Origin of the sequence: Rathayibacter sp. VKM Ac-2803 (assembly GCF_009807175.1) — a bacterium.
In the GTDB taxonomy this organism is placed as follows: Bacteria; Actinomycetota; Actinomycetes; order Actinomycetales; family Microbacteriaceae; genus Rathayibacter.
On record NZ_WUCD01000001.1, the window covers coordinates 1,620,367 to 1,638,906 of the forward strand.

Here is an 18,540-nt window from a genome sequence, read left to right on the forward strand (position 1 = left end):
TCACCACTCAATGAGGAGGAAGAATGCGGTCATCCCTGCACCGCCGTATCACCGTCCCGGTCGCCGTTCTGGCAGCCGCGGGAATCGCACTCGCCGGCTGCTCCAGCAGCAGTGACCCCAACGACCCCAACGCCGGTGGCGGAAGCGGAGCCGGCTCGGTCGGCACGGCCGACGGCGTCGTCAACGTCTACGGCACCATCAACGGCGACGAGGCCACCCTCCTCGAGGAGTCCTGGAAGGACTGGGAGGACGAGTCGGGCATCGACATCCAGTACACCGGCGACAAGGGCTTCGAGCAGCAGATCGGCATCAAGGTCCAGGGCGGCGACGTCCCCGACCTCGCGATCTTCCCCCAGCCCGGACTCCTCGCCGACACGGTCGCGTCCGGCAAGGTCCAGGAGCTCCCCGAGGCCGCGCTGGCCAACGTCAAGGAGAACTGGTCCGAGGACTGGCAGAAGTACGGCCAGGTCGACGGCACCCAGTACGGCGCGCCGCTGATGGCGTCGGTCAAGGGCTACGTCTGGTACCAGCCGTCGAAGTTCGCCGAGTGGGGCGTCTCGGTCCCCACCACGTGGGACGAGATGGAGGCGCTCGGCAAGACGATCGCCGAGAAGACCGGCGGACCGTCGTGGTGCGCGGGCTTTGCCTCCGACGCCGCGTCCGGCTGGCCGGGCACGGACTGGATCGAGGACGCCGTCCTCCGCGAGGCCGGCCCCGACGTCTACGACTCCTGGGTCGCGGGCGACACCTCGTTCACCGACCCCGAGATCAAGGCCGCGTTCGACTCCGTCGGATCGATCCTCCTCGACCCGACCCAGGTCAACGCCGGCTACGGCGACGTCTCGTCGATCAACTCGACCGCGTTCGGCGACGTCGCGCAGAACATGGCCAACGGCACCTGCGCGCTGACCCACCAGGCCTCGTTCTTCGAGGGCTTCCTCACCTCCGCGGGAGCCACCGTGGCCGAGGACGGCGACGTGTGGGCCTTCCTCACCCCGCCGGTCAACGCCGATGACGACCAGGCCGTCACCGGTGGTGGCGAGTTCGTCGCCGCGTTCTCGAACGACGAGGACACCGCGAAGGTCCAGGAGTACCTCTCGAGCGCCGACTGGGCCAACAGCCGCGTCTCGCTCGGTGGCGTCATCTCCGCGAACAAGGGTCTCGACCCCGAGAACGCGGGCAGCGACGTCCTGAAGGACTCCATCGCGATCCTGCAGAACCCGGACTCGACGTTCCGCTTCGACGCGTCCGACCTCATGCCCAAGGCCGTCGGCTCCGACAGCTTCTTCAAGGGCATGGTCGACTGGATCGACGGATCGAGCACCGACCAGGTCCTCGAGTCCATCCAGGCCGGATACACCTCCTAGCAGTCACCTGGAGGGTCGTCGCTCCCCGGAGCGGCGGCCCTCCTGTGATGTCCCGAGTCGGGACCGCTGCGGCGGACCCGGGTCTAGGCTTCACCTGAGTTCAGAGTCGCACTCGAAAGGGCGTCCATGTCCGCATTCTTCCAGTGGCTGGCGAGCATCCCCCCGCTCGCTCAGATCCCGCTCATCCTGATCGCCTTCGCGGCGGTCGTGGCGATCATCCTCTTCTTCGTCGAGATCGCCCCGCGTCGCGGCACCGGCTACACCGTCATGAGGCTCGCGATCTGCGTGCTCGTGCCCGTCGCCCTGCTCTTCGCCTTCGGTCTCTACAACTCCGTGATGTGGGTCGCCGTGGTCGCGGCCGTCCTCGGCGGTGCGCTCTTCCTGCTCGACTTCCGATCCCGCAAAGGTGCGGGCTACGGTCTCCAGCTGATCGCGTTCATGGCCCCCGCGGGCTTCTTCATCCTCATCGGCCTGATCTACCCGACGATCACCACGGCGCTCAACGCGTTCATGAAGAACGACGGCTCCGGATTCGCGGGGCTCGACAACTTCGTCTGGGTGTTCACCAGCCCCGACGGCATCACGGCGTTCCTCAACACGGTCGTGTGGGTGCTGCTCGCACCGATCACGGCGACGGCGATCGGCCTCGCGTACGCGGTGTTCATCGACAAGAGCCGCGGCGAGAAGTTCTTCAAGCTGCTGGTCTTCATGCCGATGGCGATCTCGTTCGTCGGCGCGTCGATCATCTTCAAGTTCTTCTACGACGTGCGCCAGGGCGAGCAGATCGGTGTCCTGAACGGCATCCTCACCGCCTTCGGCGCCACCCCGGTCGACTGGCTGGGCCTCGAGCCTTGGAACACGCTGTTCCTCGTCGTCGTCCTGATCTGGACCCAGGCCGGCTTCGCGATGACCGTGCTCTCCGCGGCCATCAAGGGCGTCCCGTCCGAGCAGCTCGAGGCGGCGTCGCTCGACGGCACCAACGCCTGGCAGTCCTTCTGGAACGTCACCGTCCCCGGCATCCGCTCCTCGATCGTGGTCGTCCTGACGACCATCTCGATCGCGTCGCTGAAGGTCTTCGACATCGTCTCGGCGATGACCGGCGGCCGCTCCGACACCACGGTCCTCGCGTTCGAGATGGTCCGTCAGTTCCAGCTCGGCGCCCGCAGCGGCTACAGCGCGGCCCTCGCGGTCATCCTGTTCCTCCTGGTCCTGCCGATCGTCGTCTACAACGCCCGCCAGCTCGCGAAGCAGAGGGAGATCCGATGAGCGCCACCCCGATCCAGGTCCCGGTCGATCGCACCACCCAGCGCCGCCTCGCTCGAGGCGAGTCGAAGATCGAGACCGCCAGCGGCAAGGTCAAGAAGGCCACCACGTCGCGCGGCGCCACCATCGCGGCGCTGATCATCGCGGTCATCTGGACCGTGCCGACGCTGGGGCTGTTCATCTCCTCGTTCCGCCCTGCGAACGACATCAAGACCACCGGCTGGTGGACGATCTTCGCCAACCCGGGGTTCACCCTCGACAACTACGCGAACGCGCTGAACTCGGGCGACAGCCTGACGCTCGGCAAGGCGTTCGTGAACTCGCTCGTGATCACGGTGCCCGCCGCGCTCATCCCGATCACCATCGCCAGCCTCGCCGCGTACGCCTTCGCGTGGATCGACTTCAAGGGCCGCAACACGCTCTTCGTCCTCGTGTTCTCGCTCCAGATCGTGCCGATCCAGATGGCGCTCGTGCCGCTGCTGCAGCTGTTCTCGGACGGCCTGCGCATCGGCAACCTCTACATCCTCCCCGGCCTCGGGGTGAACGGGTTGGACGGCTCGTACGCGAAGGTGTGGATCGCGCACACGGTCTTCGCGCTCCCGCTGGCGATCTTCATGCTGCACAACTTCATCTCGGAGATCCCCGGCGAGGTCATCGAGGCGGCGCGCGTGGACGGAGCCGGCCACGGCCAGATCTTCTTCCGCATCGTCCTGCCGCTCTCGGTGCCGGCGATCGCCTCCTTCGGCATCTTCCAGTTCCTCTGGGTGTGGAACGACCTGCTGGTCGCGACGGTGTTCACCTCCGGGCAGGGCTTGCCGATCACGAAGGCGCTGCAGGATCTCTCGGGCTCCTACGGCCAGTCGTGGGAGCTGCTCACGGCGGGGGCGTTCATCTCGATCATCGTCCCGCTCATCGTGTTCTTCAGCCTCCAGCGGTTCTTCGTCCGCGGCCTGCTCGCCGGCGCCACGAAGGGCTGACGCTCTCCCGCTCCGCCTCCTCGGCCCGGTGCTCCTGCTCGCAGGATCACCGGGCCGTCGGCGTTCGTGCAGAGCACGACTTCGCCGTGGGCGGAAGCCTCGGGCGGTGTCGGCGGGCGGGGATATGGTCGAGCGATGAGCAGGATGGGTGACGTCGCGGCGGGCGGCGGGATGCGCGGCGGAGGGGCACGCGGCAGGATCTCGAGCAGCGACCCCGACCGCCAGCGGCAGGCCAACGCCGACGCCCCGCGGATCGACGGGCTGTTCCGCCGCATCGCCGAGCTGTTCCGCGATCACCGCGCCAAGCTGAGCCTCACCATCGCGCTCGTGCTGGTCGGCGCGGCGCTGACGGTCGTGCCGCCGCTGCTCACCCAGCTCGCGTTCGACCAGGGGCTGTTCCCCGCGGAGGGCGGGCCGGACTTCCCCGTGCTGCTCGAGCTCGTCGGCATCATGGTGCTCGTCTGGGTGCTGTCGGCGATCCTCGGCGTCTGGCAGACCTACCTGACGGCGACCGTCGGCAACACGGTCATGGGGGAGCTGCGGATCCGGCTCTTCCGGCACCTGCAGGCGATGGAGCTGGGCTTCTTCACCCGCACGCGCACCGGAGTCATCCAGTCGCGCCTCGCGAACGACGTCGGCGGGGTCGCGAGCGTGCTGACCAACACCGTGTCGAGCGTGCTCGGCAACACGGTCACCGTGATCGCGGCCGTGGTGGCGATGCTGCTGCTGTCGTGGCAGATGACGATCGTCGCGCTGGTGCTCACCCCCGTCCTCGTGATCGCGCAGCGCCGCGTGGGCCAGGTCCGCGCACGCATCGCGACGAAGACGCAGGAGTCGCTGTCCGAGATGACCGCGATCACGCAGGAGACGCTGAGCGTCTCGGGCATCCTCCTGGCCAAGAGCTTCGGACGCCAGGAGTCGGAGGTGACCCGCTACGCCGACGAGAACGGCCGGCAGATCGACCTGCAGGTGCGCCAGCAGATGTCGGGCCAGTGGTTCTTCGCGACGGTGCAGATCTTCCTCTCGGTGATCCCCGTCGTCGTCTACCTCGTCGCCGCGTGGCTGATCCTCGGCGGGACGACCGTGACCGCCGGCACCGTGGTCGCCTTCACGACGGTCCAGGCGCGACTGATGTGGCCGCTGCTCGGCCTGATGCGCGTCGCGCTCGACCTGCAGACCGCCGGCGCCCTCTTCGCGCGCATCTTCGAGTACCTCGACCTCCGCCCGGCCATCGCCGACCGGGCGGACGCCCGCGAGGTCGAGGGGGAGCTCGGCCGGGTCGAGCTCGACGACGTCGTGTTCCGCTACCCCGACCAGACCGAGGAGGCGCGGCCGACGCTCGACCACGTCTCGGTGTCGATCGCGCCGGGTGAGTTCGTCGCCTTCGTCGGGCCGTCGGGGGCGGGCAAGACGACCATCTCGTACCTCGTGCCGCGCCTGTACGACGTGACGGGCGGCTCCGTGCGCTTCGCGGGGGCGGATGTGCGCGAGCTGCGCCAGGAGTCGCTCGTGTCGCACATCGGGATCGTCAGTCAGGAGACCTACCTCTTCCACGCCTCGATCGCCGACAACCTCCGCTACGCGCGCCCCGATGCGACCCAGGAGGAGCTCGAGGCGGCGGCGCGCTCGGCGAACATCCACGACACCATCGCGTCCTTCCCCGACGGGTACGACACCCTGGTCGGCGAGCGCGGCTACCGCCTCTCGGGCGGCGAGAAGCAGCGGCTCGCCATCGCGCGGGTGCTGCTCAAGGATCCGGCGGTGCTGATCCTCGACGAGGCGACCAGCGCGCTCGACACGGTCTCGGAGCGGATCGTGCAGACCGCGCTCGACGACGCGTCGCGCGGTCGCACGACGATCGCGATCGCGCACCGGCTCTCGACGGTGGTGTCGGCCGATGTCATCCACGTCGTCGACGGCGGTCGCATCGTCGAGTCGGGCACCCACTCCGAGCTGCTGGTGCGCGGCGGGCTCTACGCCTCGCTCTATGCCCAACAGGTGCAGGCGCAGCAGGTCGAGACGGCCGTCGGCGCCTGACGGGCCGGCCGGGTCCGGACTCCGGGTCGGACGGGGTGCGATTCGCAGGCGATCGCGGCTCGGGAGCGCTCTCCTTCGCGCGATCCCCGCCTGATCGGGGTGCTCCTCCTGCAGATCGCACGGCCTCTTGCAGAGTGCACGGGGCTCGTGCGCGCGGCAGGCGCGGACCGCGTCGGCGCCCTCCCGGTCAGGCGGCGGGGCGGTCGGCCAGCATCTGCTCCATCAGGGAGATCTCGGCCTCCTGCGCCTTGACGACCGAGGTGGCGAAGTCGGTGGCGACCGTGTCGCGGCTGCGGGCGAGGAGCGCCTCCGCCATGTCGATCGCCCCGCGGTGGTGGGTGATCATCAGCTGCAGGAACAGGCGGTCGAGGTCGCGCCCGGACAGAGCGGTCAGCTCGTCGATCTGCTCGGGGGTCGCCAGGCCGGGCATGCTCGACGGCACGACTCCGTCCTCGGTGCCCATGCCCATCGACGAGTGCGCGTCGGCGGCGCCGGCGAGGGTCGGGCGCCCCATCCACGTCATCGACGGCTCGGGGGAGGCCTGGGGGAGGCCCCACGAGGTCAGCCAGCCGAAGAGCTGCCCCGACTGCTGCTGCTGCGTGAGCAGGATGTCCTTCGACACGGTCAGCACCTCGTCGTCGGTGCTGCGCTCGTGGGCGATCAGCGCGAGCTGGGCGCCCTGCAGGTGGTGGACCTGCATGTCGCGCGCGAAGCCCGCCTCCGCGCTGGTGCTCGACGGAGTCGCGGTCTGCGAGAACGGGGCGAGGGCGCCGAGCACGTAGCCGCCCGCCGCCCCCAGCAGCAGGGCGACGATCGCGACGGCGGCGATGAGGAGGCGGCCCCTGCTGCTCACCGGGGGCGTCACTGCTTGCCGGGGGCGTCGATGCCTCCGGTGCAGGGCGCGCCGGGCTCGGGCGCGGTGGAGGCCTGCCAGAAGCGCTCGACGAACGCGTCGATCCGCGGGTCGTCGGGGGAGTCGATGGCGACCTGGGCGTCCCAGGCGCTCAGCACGATCGGCGACTCGAGTCCCTCGTAGGGCGAGACGACGGCGTACGTGTCGGGCATCGCCTCGATCAGGGCGTCGACCTCGCTCTGCGGGAGGGAGGGGTCGTAGGTCGCCCACACGGCACCGTGCTCGAGATCGTGCACCGCGTTCTCGTTGGGGACGGGCTGGTCGTAGACGCCGCAGTTCATCCAGACGGAGTTGTGCGGGCCGCCCGCCGGCGGCGTCTGCTCGTAGTCGACGGTGCCGGCGACGTGGGTGGCGTCGTTCTCGAAGGTCTGCAGGCCGTCGATCTGGCGCGCCTCGACGATCTGCTGGTTGCCGATGACCGTGACCGCGACGATCGCCCCGACGGCGAGGACGGCGAGGGCCGAGAGCGACCAGATCCAGATGCGGCCGCTCCGCTTGCGCTTCTCCTGCTCGCGCCGGTAGGCCTCGAGCTTCTCCTGGCGGGCGCGGTTCTTCGCGGACATCGTGTCTCTGGGCACGCGGCGTCTCTCGTTCTGGTGGTGGATGGCGCGCCGGCAGCGGGCGCAGCGCCTGAGAGGCGCTCACAGAGGATAACGAGACAGCCTCCGGATCGGATCAATGCCGGCCGGGACCCTTGATCAGGGGGCGAAGGTGAGCCAGAGGAGCAGGCCGTTCAAGACGATCAGGAAGGCGGCGGCGAGGGTGGCGCCGAGGGTCGTGAACCAGCGGTTCGCCTGGTCGCTCATCAGGCGGCGGTCGCGGGTCAGGATCACCAGCGGCACCAGGGCGAACGGGATGCCGAACGACAGCACGACCTGGCTGAGCACGAGGGCGCGCGTCGGGTCGAAGCCGATCGCCAGCACCAGCAGCGCCGGGATCAGCGTGACCAGGCGCCGGGCGACCAGCGGCACGCGGACCTGCAGCAGCCCGTGCATGATCTCGGCGCCGGCGTAGGCGCCGACCGAGGTCGAGGCGAGTCCGGAGGCGAGCAGGCCGACCGCGAAGAGCGTCGCGACGACCGGGCCGAGGGCGGCGCCGATCGCGGCGTGGGCGCCCTCGAGGCTGTCGGTGCCCGCGATTCCCGAGAGCGAGTGCGCGGCGAGCAGGAGGATCGCGAGGTTCACGGTGCCGGCGATCGCGAGCGCGACGGTGACGTCGATCCGGGTGGCGACCAGGATCCTCCGCCGGGCGCCGACGCCGTCGACGCGGCCGAAGCGGTCGCGGGCGAGCGCGGAGTGGGCGTAGATCGCGTGCGGCATGACGGTCGCGCCGAGGATCGAGGCGGCGAGGAGCACCGACTCCGACCCCTCGAACCGCGGGACGAGGCCGGCGATCGCCGATCCGGCGTCGGGCGGATCGACGACGACTCCGACCGTGAAGCCGACCGCGATCATGACCATGAGCAGCGTGATGACGCGCTCGAACGGCTGCGCGCCTCCGCGGGTCTGCACCAGGAGGAGGACGAGCGACACCGCGCCCGTCACCAGACCGCCGACCAGCAGCGGCAGGCCGAAGAGCAGGTTGAGGGCGATCGCCCCGCCGATCACCTCGGCCAGGTCGGTCGCCATCGCGACCGTCTCGGCCTGCAGCCAGTAGGCTCGCCGACCCCAGCGGCCGCGGAGGCGCTCGCCGAGCAGCTCGGGCAGGCTCCTGCCCGTCATCAGGCCGAGCTTCGCCGAGAGGTACTGGATCAGCCACGCCATCAGGTTGCCGAGGACGACGACCCAGACCAGCAGATAGCCGAAGCGGGCGCCCGCCGTCATGTTGCTGGCGACATTGCCCGGATCGAGGTAGGCGACTCCGGCGACCATGGCCGGACCCAGCAGCCGCAGGAGGTGCGCATCGGCCGGACGCCGCGGCGGTGCGGCGATCGGAGAGGTCATTCGGGGTCCGTTCCGTTCACAGCGGCGGCGCTCGCGGACCCCCACGATAGGGCACTCCGGATCGCGGCGACAGCACCTCGCGCGACCCGGCCAGAGGCCTCTCGAGGGGCTGTCGGGGGCTCCCGTCATACGCTCCGAACCGGTTGGTACCCTGGCGGTATGACCCTCGATCGAGCCCTGCCAGCACGCCCGGAGACCGGGATGGCCTACGCCGAATCGGTGCTCGACCTGATCGGCGACACCCCGCTGGTGAAGCTCGGACCGACCGCCTCCGGAGTGAGCGCGACCGTCCTGGTCAAGGTCGAGTACCTCAACCCCGGCGGCTCGTCGAAGGACCGCATCGCGACCCGCATCATCGACGCGGCCGAGCGCGACGGACTCCTGAAGCCCGGCGGCACGATCGTCGAGCCGACCAGCGGCAACACCGGCATCGGCCTCGCCCTCGTGGCGCAGCAGCGCAGCTACCGCTGCGTCTTCGTGCTGCCCGACAAGGTCGGCGAGGACAAGCGCAACGTGCTCACCGCCTACGGCGCCGAGATCGTCGTGACGCCCACGGCCGTCGCACCGGAGGACCCCGACTCCTACTACTCCGTCTCGGACCGCCTCGCCCGCGAGATCCCCGGCGCGTTCAAGCCGAACCAGTACGCGAACCTCAACGGTCCGCTCAGCCACTACGAGACCACCGGCCCCGAGATCTGGCGCGACACCGCCGGGCGGCTGACCCACTTCGTCGCGGGAGTCGGCACCGGCGGCACCATCAGCGGAGTCGGGCGCTACCTCAAGGAGGTGTCGGACGGCCGCGTGCAGATCATCGGCGCCGACCCCGAGGGCTCGGTCTACTCGGGCGGCGGCGGGCGGCCCTACCTCACGGAGGGCGTCGGCGAGGACTTCTGGCCGAGCGCCTACGATCCGAGCGTCGTCGACCGCATCATCGCCTCGAGCGATGCGGAGTCGTTCGCGATGACCCGCCGCCTCGCCCGCGAGGAGGGGCTGCTCGTCGGCGGCTCGAGCGGGCTCGCCGTCTCGGTCGCGCTCAAGGCGGCGGCCGACCTGGGGCCCGACGACGTGGTCGTCGTGCTGCTCCCGGACGGCGGGCGCGGCTACCTCGGCAAGATCTTCAACGACCGGTGGATGCGCTCCTACGGCTTCCTCGAGATGCCCGAGGAGGGGACGGTCCGCGACGTCCTCCGCGCCCGCGCCGCGAATCCGCAGACCGGCGAGCTGCCCGCGCTCGTGCACGCGCACCCGAGCGACACCGTCCGCGACGCGATCGAGATCATGACGAAGTACGGGGTCTCGCAGCTGCCCGTCCTCACCGCCGAGCCGCCCGTCGTGATGGGCGAGGTCGTCGGAGCGGTCGATGAGCGCGAGCTGCTCGACCGCGTCTTCAGCGGCGCGGCGGCGATGACCGATCCGCTCGGCGCCTCCTCCGGCGACTCGCTGCCGCTGATCGGCCTCGGCGAGAGCATCTCGTCGGCGCGCGCGGCCCTCACCGAGGTCAGCGCCCTGCTCGTCACCGACGAGGGCAAGCCGGTCGCCGTGATCACGCGGCAGGACCTGCTCTCGTTCGCCACCGGGTGACCGGCGCACCTCCCTCCACTCCACCTCGACCCGGAAAGCATGCAGCCATGCCCAAGAAGCAGCACTTCGACACCCGCGCCATCCACGCCGGTCAGGAGTTCGACCCGACCACCGGCGCGGTCGTCCCGCCCGTCTACATGACCTCGACGTTCGTCCAGGACGGCATCGGCGGATTCCGCGGCGGCTACGAGTACGCCCGCTCGGCGAACCCCACCCGCGACTCCCTGCAGGAGCTGATCGCCTCGCTCGAGGGCGCCGACGTCGCCTACTCCTTCTCCTCGGGCCTTGCGGCGGAGGACACGCTGCTGCGCGCCGCGCTCGCCCCCGGCGACCACATCGTGCTCGGCAACGACGCCTACGGCGGGAGCCACCGGCTGATCGACCGGGTGCACGGCGCCTGGGGCATCCGCAACACCGCCGTCGACATGTCGAACCTGCGCGAGGTGCAGCGGGCGATCGTCCCCGGCGAGACCAAGATGCTCTGGGTCGAGACGCCGTCCAACCCGCTGATGACCGTCAGCGACATCGCGGAGCTGGCCGATCTGGCCCACGCGCACGACCTGATCGTCGTGGTCGACAACACCTTCGCCTCCTCGGCGCTGCAGCAGCCGCTGGCGCTCGGGGCCGACGTGGTCGTGCACTCGACCACGAAGTACCTCGGCGGGCACTCCGACGTGGTGGGCGGGGCTCTCGCGCTGCGCTCGGGGCCGCTGGCCGAGAAGATCGGCTTCCTCCAGTTCGCGGTCGGCGCGATCTCGGGGCCGATGGACGCGTGGCTGACGGTCCGCGGCATCAAGACGCTCGCGGTGCGGATGGAGCGGCACTCGAAGAACGCGCAGGCGGTCGCCGAGTACCTCGTCGGGCACCCGGCCGTGACGGCCGTCTACTACCCGGGGCTGCCGAGCCACCCGGGGCACGAGCTGGCGAAGCGCCAGATGTCGGGCTTCGGCGGGATGCTCTCGGTCGAGCTGGCGACGCCGCGGGCGGCGCGGAAGTTCGCGGAGTCGACGAAGCTGTTCCAGCTCGCGGAGTCGCTGGGCGGGGTCGAGTCGCTGATCGGGTACCCGAGCGAGATGACGCACGCCTCGGTCAAGGGCACGCCGCTCGAGGTGTCGGAGTCGCTGGTGCGGCTCTCGGTCGGCATCGAGGACGCGGACGACCTGATCGCGGACCTGGCTGCGGCGCTGCCGAAGCGGTAGCGGCTCCGGGTCGAGCTCGGGCTCGTGGAATCGGGCCGGAGGTGCCACGGCTGGCTCGATCGGTTCGGCGGCTGGCAGTTCTTCGCGGGACGGCGTGATACTGCCACCGCGAGGATCGAGGCATGACCTCCTCCGCGCGCCGCCTCGTCGACCTCAGCCACACCGTCTCGGACGGCCTGGTGACCTATCCCGGTCTGCCGTCGCCGCGCATCCGGCCGCACCTGACCCGGGAGGCGTCGCGCGCCTCCTACGCCCCCGGCACGGAGTTCGCCATGGACGTCATCGAGCTGCTCGGCAACACCGGCACCTATCTCGACAGCCCGTACCACCGCTACGAGGGCGGGACGGATCTTGCCGACCTCGCGCTCGAGACGCTCGTCGACCTGCCCGCGGTGGTCGTGGACGCGCGGGGGAGCGGGCGGGCGATCGACGCGGAGGCGCTCGCCGGCCTCGACGTCGAGGGCGCAGCCGTGCTGCTCTCGACCGGCTGGGACGCGCACTTCGCCACCCCGGCCTACGCCCACGGCGCGCCCTACCTGACCGAGGCGGGTGCCGAGGCCCTCGTGGCGGCGGGCGCGGTGCTGGTGGGCATCGACTCCCTCAACATCGACGACACCGAGGGAGGCGGCGCGCGGCCGGCGCACAGCCTCCTCCTCGCCGCGGGCGTGCCAGTCGTGGAGCACCTGACAGGGCTCGAGGCGCTGCCGCCGAGGGGAGCGCGCTTCACGGCGGTCCCGCCGAAGGTGCGCGGATTCGGGACCTTCCCGGTGCGCGCCTACGCGATGTTCGACGCCGACTGACCGACGTCGGGCGCCCAGCGGGCCCTGACTATCCTGGATCGATGCATCCCGCCCTCGCCGCGCTCGGCCGCCGCCTCCGGCCCCGGACCCGGCTCGCCGCGCTCGGCCGTCGGGTGCGCCCGAGGACGCGGATCCTGGCCGTGCTGTCCGGCCTGCGCGAGCGCCGCGCGGCCGCCGTCGCCGCCCGGCCCATCGACCATCCCTCCTCGCTCGCCTTCCGCCGCGAGCTGCTGATGCTCGAGCTCGCCAACCGGTTCTCGCGCCGCCCGGTGGTCGACCCCGATGGCGAGGTCCTGGTCACCATGACGACGCACGGCGAGCGCATCCACCGCGTGCACATCGCCCTCGAGTCGATCGCCCGCGGCGCCGCCCGCCCGGCGCGCCTGGCGCTCTGGCTCGACGATCCGGCCCTCGTCGCGGCGCTGCCGGCGAGCCTGCGCCGCCTCCGCCGACGGGGTCTCGAGATCCACCTCGTCGAGGGTCACCGCGTGCACACCAAGTACTACCCGCACCTGCTGTCCGGGCGCGCCGGCGAGCGCGACGTCGTCACCTCCGACGACGACATCGTCTACCCGCGGCACTGGCTCCGCGGGCTGCTCGACGCCCGGGCGCGCTACCCGCGCGAGACGGTGCTCTGCTACCGCGCGCACCGGGTCGCGGTGGTCGACGGAGCCGTCGCGCCGTACACGAGCTGGCGCCCGGTCGAGGACACCCGCGCGGGGTTCGACGTCTTCGGCACGTCGGTCTCGGGGCAGCTCTTCCCGAGCGGGCTGATGGAGGCGGTCGCCGCGCACGGCGACGCGTTCCGCGAGGTCGCTCCGGACGCCGACGACATCTGGCTGCACGTGCGGGCGGTCGACGCGGGCTACCGGATCGCGCAGATCCAGCCGCGGGCGGAGCTGTTCCCGTTCGTGCCCCGGACGCAGCAGACCGGGCTCTACCTGGTCAACTACTGGGACGGCGGCAACGACCGCCAGGCCCGCGCGACCTACACTCCGGCCGTCACCGAGCGCATCGCCGCCGATGCGGGACGGGACGCCCGATGACGACTCCGGAAGGTCCGATGCGACTCCTCTTCCTCAGCAACCTCTACCCGCCGCAGGTGCTCGGCGGCTACGAGATGACCTGCGCGCGCATCGCCGAGGCGATGGCGGCGCGCGGGCACACCGTGCGGGTCCTCACGACGCCGACCTACCTGCCTCCTGAGCCCTCCTCGGTCGAGGTGCACCGCACGCTCGGGCTGCGGACCTACTTCCCCCTGCCGCAGACCGGCGGCGAGGTCGCGCAGCTGATGCACCACGAGAGCTCGGTGTCGCGGTTCGAGAACACGCGGATCCTGCTCGAGGAGCTGCGCGACTTCGAGCCGACGCACGTGGTCGCCTTCAACATCGTCGGGATCGGCGGGCTCGCCCTGATCGACCTGCTGCGCACGGTCGAGGCCGCGTGGATGTGGAACCTGGGCGACCGCACCCCGAACAGCCTGATCGACGGCCTCCCCGAGCGCGTCCTCGCGGTCTACGGGGCCGATGCCGCCGACCACTTCGACCGCGGCGAGATCGTGGCGGTCAGCCGCTCCCTCGTCGACGCGATCGAGGCGGGCGGGCTCGAGCTCGGCGAGGTCGAGGTGATCGGGCGCGGAGTGACGGTGCCGCCCGACTCCGGCGAGCCGCGGCGGTACCGCGAGGGCGGGATCACGCGCTTCACCTTCGCCGCGTCGCTCGGCGAGCACAAGGGCGTCGATCTCGTGCTCGAGGCGGCCGCGCTGCTCGCGGAGGAGACCCGCGACTTCATCGTCGACCTCTACGGCGACGGCGACGTCGACGGCTACCGGGCGCGCGCGGCGGAGGCGGGCCTCGACGGCCTCGTCGAGTTCCACGGGGCGACGCCGCGCGACCAGGTCCTGGCGGCGCACGCCTCGGCCGACGCCTTCCTCTTCCCGACCTGGGCGGGCGAGGCGTTCGGCGTGGCTCCCGTGGAGGCGGCGGCGGTGGGCTGCGTGCCGATCGTCACCGCGTCGAGCGGAGTGGCGGAGTTCCTGATCGACGGGGTGGACTGCCTCAAGATCACGCGCTCGACCTCGTCGCTGCTCGCGGCGATGCGCGATGTCGTGTCGGGGGCGGTCGATCTCGAGGGCCTCGGCCGGCGCGGAGCGGCCGCCGCGCGCGGACCGCTGTCGTTCGAGCGCTCGGTCGACCTCCTCGAGCGCTCGCTCGAGCGCCGGAGCCGACCGGGTCTCGGCGAGCGGACTGCCGACACCGGCATCGAGGCCGACATCATGGACAAGGATCGGCGGGCGATGGATCTGCTCCACCGCCGCCTCTCCGGACGGGACGACGACGATGACCAGTGACCACGACTTCCGCGAGAACCCCGGATCCGCGCCGACGCGCTTCGGCAAGGGCGGCGCGGCCCTGCGCGAGGCGGTGCACCGTCTGGTGGCGCCGTACTTCGAACAGGCGCGCCTGCGCACCGAGGAGGTGCGGGACGAGACCGCGGCGCTGCGGGTCGAGATCGCCGCGGTGCGCGACGAGATCGCCGGGCTGCGCGACGAGCTCGGAGTCCTCCGCTCGTCGACGAGCTCGCTGAGCGAGGCTGTCGCGTCGTGGCGGGCCTCGACGGAGGAGTCGCTCGGCGCCACTCCGCCGCTCTTCGCCGCGGCCGACGAGCGCACCGGGCTGGTGGAGGAGCGCCTCCGCGGCGTCGAGCTCGAGCTGCGCGCGGTCACCCGCCGCCTCGCGGAGGCGCTGGACGCCGACGCGTCCTGACCGTCGCCGCGGTCACGCCGGCACGCTGAGGCGCGCCAGCAGCTCCGAGATGCGGCCGTTGCAGCCACCGCAGCCGGTACCGGCCCGGGTGGCGGAGCCGACGCAGGCGACGCTGTCGGCGCCGTCGGCGATCGAGGCGGTGACGGCGGCGGTCGAGACGCCGTTGCACCAGCAGACGGTCGCGTCGGGAGCGAACGGATCGCCGGTCGGGGCCGCTCCGGCATCGGGCGCGTCGAGGCGCAGCAGGCTCGAGCGGTCGGCGGGCAGCTCGGAGCCGCGCTCGAACAGGAGCGTCAGCTCGGCGCCGGCGCGGGGCAGGCCGACCGAGACGAAGCCGCGCAGCACGCCTGCGACCGTGACGAGCTTCGCGTAGCCGCCGCGCGCGGGGTCGGCCCAGACGGTCACCTCCGCGTGCTCCGCGCAGCCGGAGGAGTGCGTGACCGCGTCCCAGGGCTCGGCCGTGGCGTCGCCGCCCGCGACCAGGTCGACCCCCTCGGCCTTCAGCATCACGACCGCCCGACGCTGCTCGGGCACCCGATCATCGGCCGGGCGGCCCGCCGCTTCCGACGCAAGGCGCGCCGCGAGACGATCGGCCTGCTCCCAGCCCGGGCCGATCAGACCGCTGGGGCCGCCGGGCACCCGGCCGTCGGGCAGGGCGGAGCCGCGCGGAGCGACGTGAGCGCAGTCGCCGATCGCGTACACGTCCGCATCGCTCCAGCTGCGCTGGTGCTCGTCGACGAGGATCCCCGTCGACACCGCGAGGTCGGCGCTCGCCGCGAGCTCGGTGCGGGCGCCGACTCCGCACGAGAGCACGAGCAGGTCGCCCTCGATCTGCTTGCCGTCGGCGCAGACGAGGGCCTGGAAGCGGGCGCGCCCGTGCTCGTCGTGGGCCAGCAGGATGCTCTCGGAGCGGGCGTGCGAGACCATCTCGACGCCGGCGGAGCGAGCGGCCGCGGCGAGCATCCGGCCGCCGCCGTGATCGAGGTTGCGCCCCATCGGGATGTCGCCGTGGTAGGCGACGACCACCTCGGCGCCCTGCTCGGAGGCCGCGAGCGCGAACTCGACGCCGAGCACGCCGGCGCCGAGCACGACGATGCGCGAGCCGGCGCGGACGGCGTCGCGGACCTCGTGCGCGTCGTCGAGGTCGCGGAGCGCCACGACGCGCTCGGGCAGCGGAGTCGCTCCGCGGTCGAGGGTCTCGGGGAGGGCGGAGCGGACCCGGCGATCGCGCCGCGCCCGCTCCATGCCTGCCAGCGTCGGGACGTTGGCCCGGGCACCGGTGGCGAGGACGAGGCGGTCGTACGGCAGCCGCTCGTCGTCGTGCAGCCGCACCGTGCGGCGCGCGCGGTCGAGGCCGACCGCGACGGAGCCGAGCCGGAAGACGACGCCCGCCTCCTCCGCCGCGAGCCGATCGCCCAGGTCGAGGCGCTCCCGGGTGGCACGGCCGACGGCGTACTCGGCCAGCAGGACGCGGTTGTAGGCGTCGTGCGGCTCGGCGCCGACGACCGTCAGGGCGACGGAGCCGGAGCGGACGGAGGGCAGCAGCTCCTCGACGAGACGCGCGCCCACGGGGCCGTAGCCGAGGAGGACGACGCGGAGCGGCTCAGGCATCGACGGCTCCCTCTGCGCGGACCCAGACCCGCGTGCGCTTGAACTCGGGCATGGACGAGATCGGATCCACGACCGCCTCCGTCAGCAGGTTGGCGCACTGCTCGCCGGCGTAGTGGAACGGTAGGAAGACCGTGTCGTGCCGGATGTCGGCCGTCACCGAGGCGCGCGCCCGCACGACTCCGCGGCCGTTGCCGATGGCGACTCGCGCGCCGTCGGAGACGCCGAGCCGGGAGGCGGTCGCGGGGTGGATCTCGAGGCGGGCCTCGGGGCGCGCGGCGTCGAGCTCGGCGACCCGGCGGGTCTGCGTCCCCGACTGGTACTGCTGCAGGTAGCGGCCGGTGATCAGCGTCAGCTCGTCGCCGCGGTCGCGCACGGGGACGGCGCGGGGAGTGACGGCGACCATCCGCGCGCGGCCGTCCGCGTGGCCGAAGCGCTCGCCGAACAGCCGCGGACTGCCGGTGCTGCCGACCGGGTACGGCCAGTAGGCCGCGACTCCGGTGTCGAGGAGGGCGTGCGAGAGGCCGGAGTAGTCGGCGATGCCGCCCTCGGACGCGCGGGCGAGCTCGTCGAACACCTCGGCGGGGACCGTCGACCAGGCGCCGGGCGCCTCGAGACGGCGGGCCAGCTCACTCAGGATCCACAGCTCGCTGCGGACTCCCGCGGGCGGCTCCAGCGCCTTCCGGCGACGCAGCACCCGGCCCTCGAGCGAGGTCATGGTCCCCTCCTCCTCCGCCCACTGCGGCACGGGCAGCACGATGTCGGCCAGCGCGGCCGTCTCGGAGAGGAAGAAGTCGCACACGACGAGCGTGTCGAGCGCCTGGAGGCCGGCGCGCACCTGATCGGCGTCGGGCGCCGACACCACCACGTTCGAGCCGTGCACGAGCAGGCAGCGCACCGAGCGGCCGAGCTCGGCGAGCAGCGCGACGGCGGGCAGCCCTGCGCCGGGGATCGTCGCGGGGTCGACGCCCCACACTTCGGCGACCCGACGGCGCGCCTCCGGATCGCGGATGGAGCGGTAGCCCGGCAGCTGATCGGCCTTCTGCCCGTGCTCGCGCCCGCCCTGCCCGTTGCCCTGGCCGGTGAGCGTGCCGTAGCCGGATCCCGGGCGGCCGACGAGGCCCAGCACCAGCGCGAGGTTGATCGCGGCCGTGGCGGTGTCGGTGCCGTCGACGTGCTGCTCGACACCGCGGCCGGTGAGTACGTACGAGCGGCCCTCTGCCAGCCGCCGGGCGGTGCGGCGCAGCAGCTCGGTCGGCACGCCGGTGACGGAGGAGGTGCGCTCGGGCCACCACGACGCGACGCTGCGGCGCACCGTGTCGAACCCGGTGGTGCGGGCGGCGAGGTAGGCGGTGTCGGCGAGGCCCTCCGCGAGGACCAGGTGGGTGAGCCCGAGCAGGAGCGCGAGGTCGGTGCCGGGGGCGGGCTGCAGGTGGGTCCCGGCGCCCTCCTCGGTGAGGCGCGCTGTGGCGGAGCGGCGCGGGTCGACGACCACGAGGCCGCCTCGCGAGCGCGCCCCCGCGAGGTGCGCGAGGAACGGCGGCATCGTCGCGGCTACGTTCGAGCCGAGCAGGAGGATCGTGTCGGCGTCGTCGAGATCGGTCACCGGGAAGGGCAGCCCGCGGTCGACGCCGAACGCGCGGTTGCCCGCGGCGGCGGCCGACGACATGCAGAACCGGCCGTTGTAGTCGATGCGGGAGGTGCCCAGCGCGATCCGCGCGAACTTCCCGAGCTGGTAGGCCTTCTCGTTGGTGAGACCGCCTCCGCCGAAGACGGCGACCGCGTCGGCGCCGTTCCGCTCGCGCGTGCCGAGCACCGCCTCCGCGACCGCGTCGAGCGCGCGGGCCCACGACACCTCGACGAAGCCGCCGTCGGCACCGCGCATCAGCGGGGCGCGGAGCCGCTGCCCGCTCGCGAGCAGCTCGGCGGCCGTCCAGCCCTTCGCGCACAGCCCGCCCCGGTTGGTGGGGAACTCCCGGCCCTCGATGCTCACCGGCGTCGCCCCGTCGGCGGGTGTCAGTGTCATCGCGCACTGCAGGGCGCAGTACGGGCAATGGGAGTCGGTGGGGGCGGGCGGATGCGTCATC

Annotated in this window: 15 protein-coding genes; 10 read left to right on the plus strand and 5 right to left on the minus strand. The window is 72.1% G+C overall.

The annotated features are described in order from the left end of the window. Window positions 1-23: 23 nt before the first annotated feature. From GRS96_RS07625 to GRS96_RS07640, 4 genes are all read left to right on the plus strand, one after another. Entirely contained in the window at window positions 24-1,367 is a 1,344-nt protein-coding gene (locus tag GRS96_RS07625) for an ABC transporter substrate-binding protein (RefSeq protein ID WP_159854236.1), read from the plus strand. Window positions 1,368-1,493: 126 nt separating this feature from the next. After that, window positions 1,494-2,633: a carbohydrate ABC transporter permease gene (locus GRS96_RS07630; RefSeq protein WP_159854234.1), complete on the plus strand. Its 1,140-nt coding sequence runs from the start codon at window positions 1,494-1,496 to the stop codon at window positions 2,631-2,633. Next, window positions 2,630-3,607: a carbohydrate ABC transporter permease gene (locus GRS96_RS07635; protein WP_159988170.1), complete on the plus strand. Its 978-nt coding sequence runs from the start codon at window positions 2,630-2,632 to the stop codon at window positions 3,605-3,607. Before GRS96_RS07630 ends, GRS96_RS07635 begins: the two co-directional genes overlap by 4 nt. 144 nt (window positions 3,608-3,751) lie before the next feature. After that, window positions 3,752-5,644, plus strand: coding sequence for an ABC transporter ATP-binding protein (locus tag GRS96_RS07640; protein WP_159989261.1), 1,893 nt, complete (start codon window positions 3,752-3,754; stop codon window positions 5,642-5,644). Between the two features lie 187 nt (window positions 5,645-5,831). On the opposite strand, the gene GRS96_RS07645 is transcribed toward GRS96_RS07640, so the two are convergent. From GRS96_RS07645 to GRS96_RS07655, 3 genes are all read right to left on the minus strand, one after another. After that, entirely contained in the window at window positions 5,832-6,497 is a 666-nt protein-coding gene (locus GRS96_RS07645) for a DUF305 domain-containing protein (protein ID WP_159988171.1), read from the minus strand. 8 nt (window positions 6,498-6,505) lie between these two features. Next, the gene (locus tag GRS96_RS07650) at window positions 6,506-7,135 is read right to left on the minus strand and encodes a DUF3105 domain-containing protein (protein ID WP_235021839.1); all 630 of its coding nucleotides are present in this window, start codon (window positions 7,133-7,135) and stop codon (window positions 6,506-6,508) included. A gap of 120 nt (window positions 7,136-7,255) precedes the next feature. Beyond that, on the minus strand, window positions 7,256-8,500 hold the full coding sequence (locus GRS96_RS07655) for an Nramp family divalent metal transporter (protein WP_159988172.1): 1,245 nt from the start codon (window positions 8,498-8,500) through the stop codon (window positions 7,256-7,258). A 201-nt stretch (window positions 8,501-8,701) separates the two neighbouring features. Here GRS96_RS07655 and GRS96_RS07660 point away from each other — a divergent pair, with 201 nt between their 5' ends. The 6 genes from GRS96_RS07660 (at window position 8,702) to GRS96_RS07685 (ending at window position 14,845) form a co-directional block, all read left to right on the plus strand. After that, the gene (locus tag GRS96_RS07660; RefSeq protein ID WP_159989262.1) at window positions 8,702-10,081 is read left to right on the plus strand and encodes a cystathionine beta-synthase; all 1,380 of its coding nucleotides are present in this window, start codon (window positions 8,702-8,704) and stop codon (window positions 10,079-10,081) included. A gap of 47 nt (window positions 10,082-10,128) precedes the next feature. After that, entirely contained in the window at window positions 10,129-11,280 is a 1,152-nt protein-coding gene (locus tag GRS96_RS07665; RefSeq protein WP_159854215.1) for a cystathionine gamma-synthase, read from the plus strand. Between the two features lie 122 nt (window positions 11,281-11,402). Beyond that, a complete protein-coding gene (locus tag GRS96_RS07670; protein ID WP_159988173.1) occupies window positions 11,403-12,080 on the plus strand; it encodes a cyclase family protein in 678 nt (225 codons plus the stop codon). A 41-nt stretch (window positions 12,081-12,121) separates the two neighbouring features. Further along, complete coding sequence (locus GRS96_RS07675) at window positions 12,122-13,126, plus strand: glycosyltransferase (RefSeq protein ID WP_159854211.1); 1,005 nt, start codon at window positions 12,122-12,124, stop codon at window positions 13,124-13,126. A 17-nt stretch (window positions 13,127-13,143) separates the two neighbouring features. Continuing rightward, complete coding sequence (locus GRS96_RS07680; protein WP_159988174.1) at window positions 13,144-14,430, plus strand: glycosyltransferase; 1,287 nt, start codon at window positions 13,144-13,146, stop codon at window positions 14,428-14,430. Next, complete coding sequence (locus GRS96_RS07685) at window positions 14,420-14,845, plus strand: hypothetical protein (protein WP_159854207.1); 426 nt, start codon at window positions 14,420-14,422, stop codon at window positions 14,843-14,845. The genes GRS96_RS07680 and GRS96_RS07685 overlap by 11 nt, the downstream gene beginning before the upstream one ends. A 12-nt stretch (window positions 14,846-14,857) precedes the next feature. Here the strand turns inward: GRS96_RS07685 and GRS96_RS07690 are convergent, their stop codons facing one another. After that, window positions 14,858-16,456: an FAD-dependent oxidoreductase gene (locus GRS96_RS07690; RefSeq protein ID WP_159988175.1), complete on the minus strand. Its 1,599-nt coding sequence runs from the start codon at window positions 16,454-16,456 to the stop codon at window positions 14,858-14,860. Beyond that, window positions 16,449-18,539, minus strand: a complete 2,091-nt coding sequence (locus tag GRS96_RS07695) for a molybdopterin oxidoreductase family protein (protein ID WP_159854203.1) — start codon at window positions 18,537-18,539, stop codon at window positions 16,449-16,451. The genes GRS96_RS07690 and GRS96_RS07695 overlap by 8 nt, the downstream gene beginning before the upstream one ends. Between the last annotated feature and the right edge of the window lies 1 nt (window position 18,540).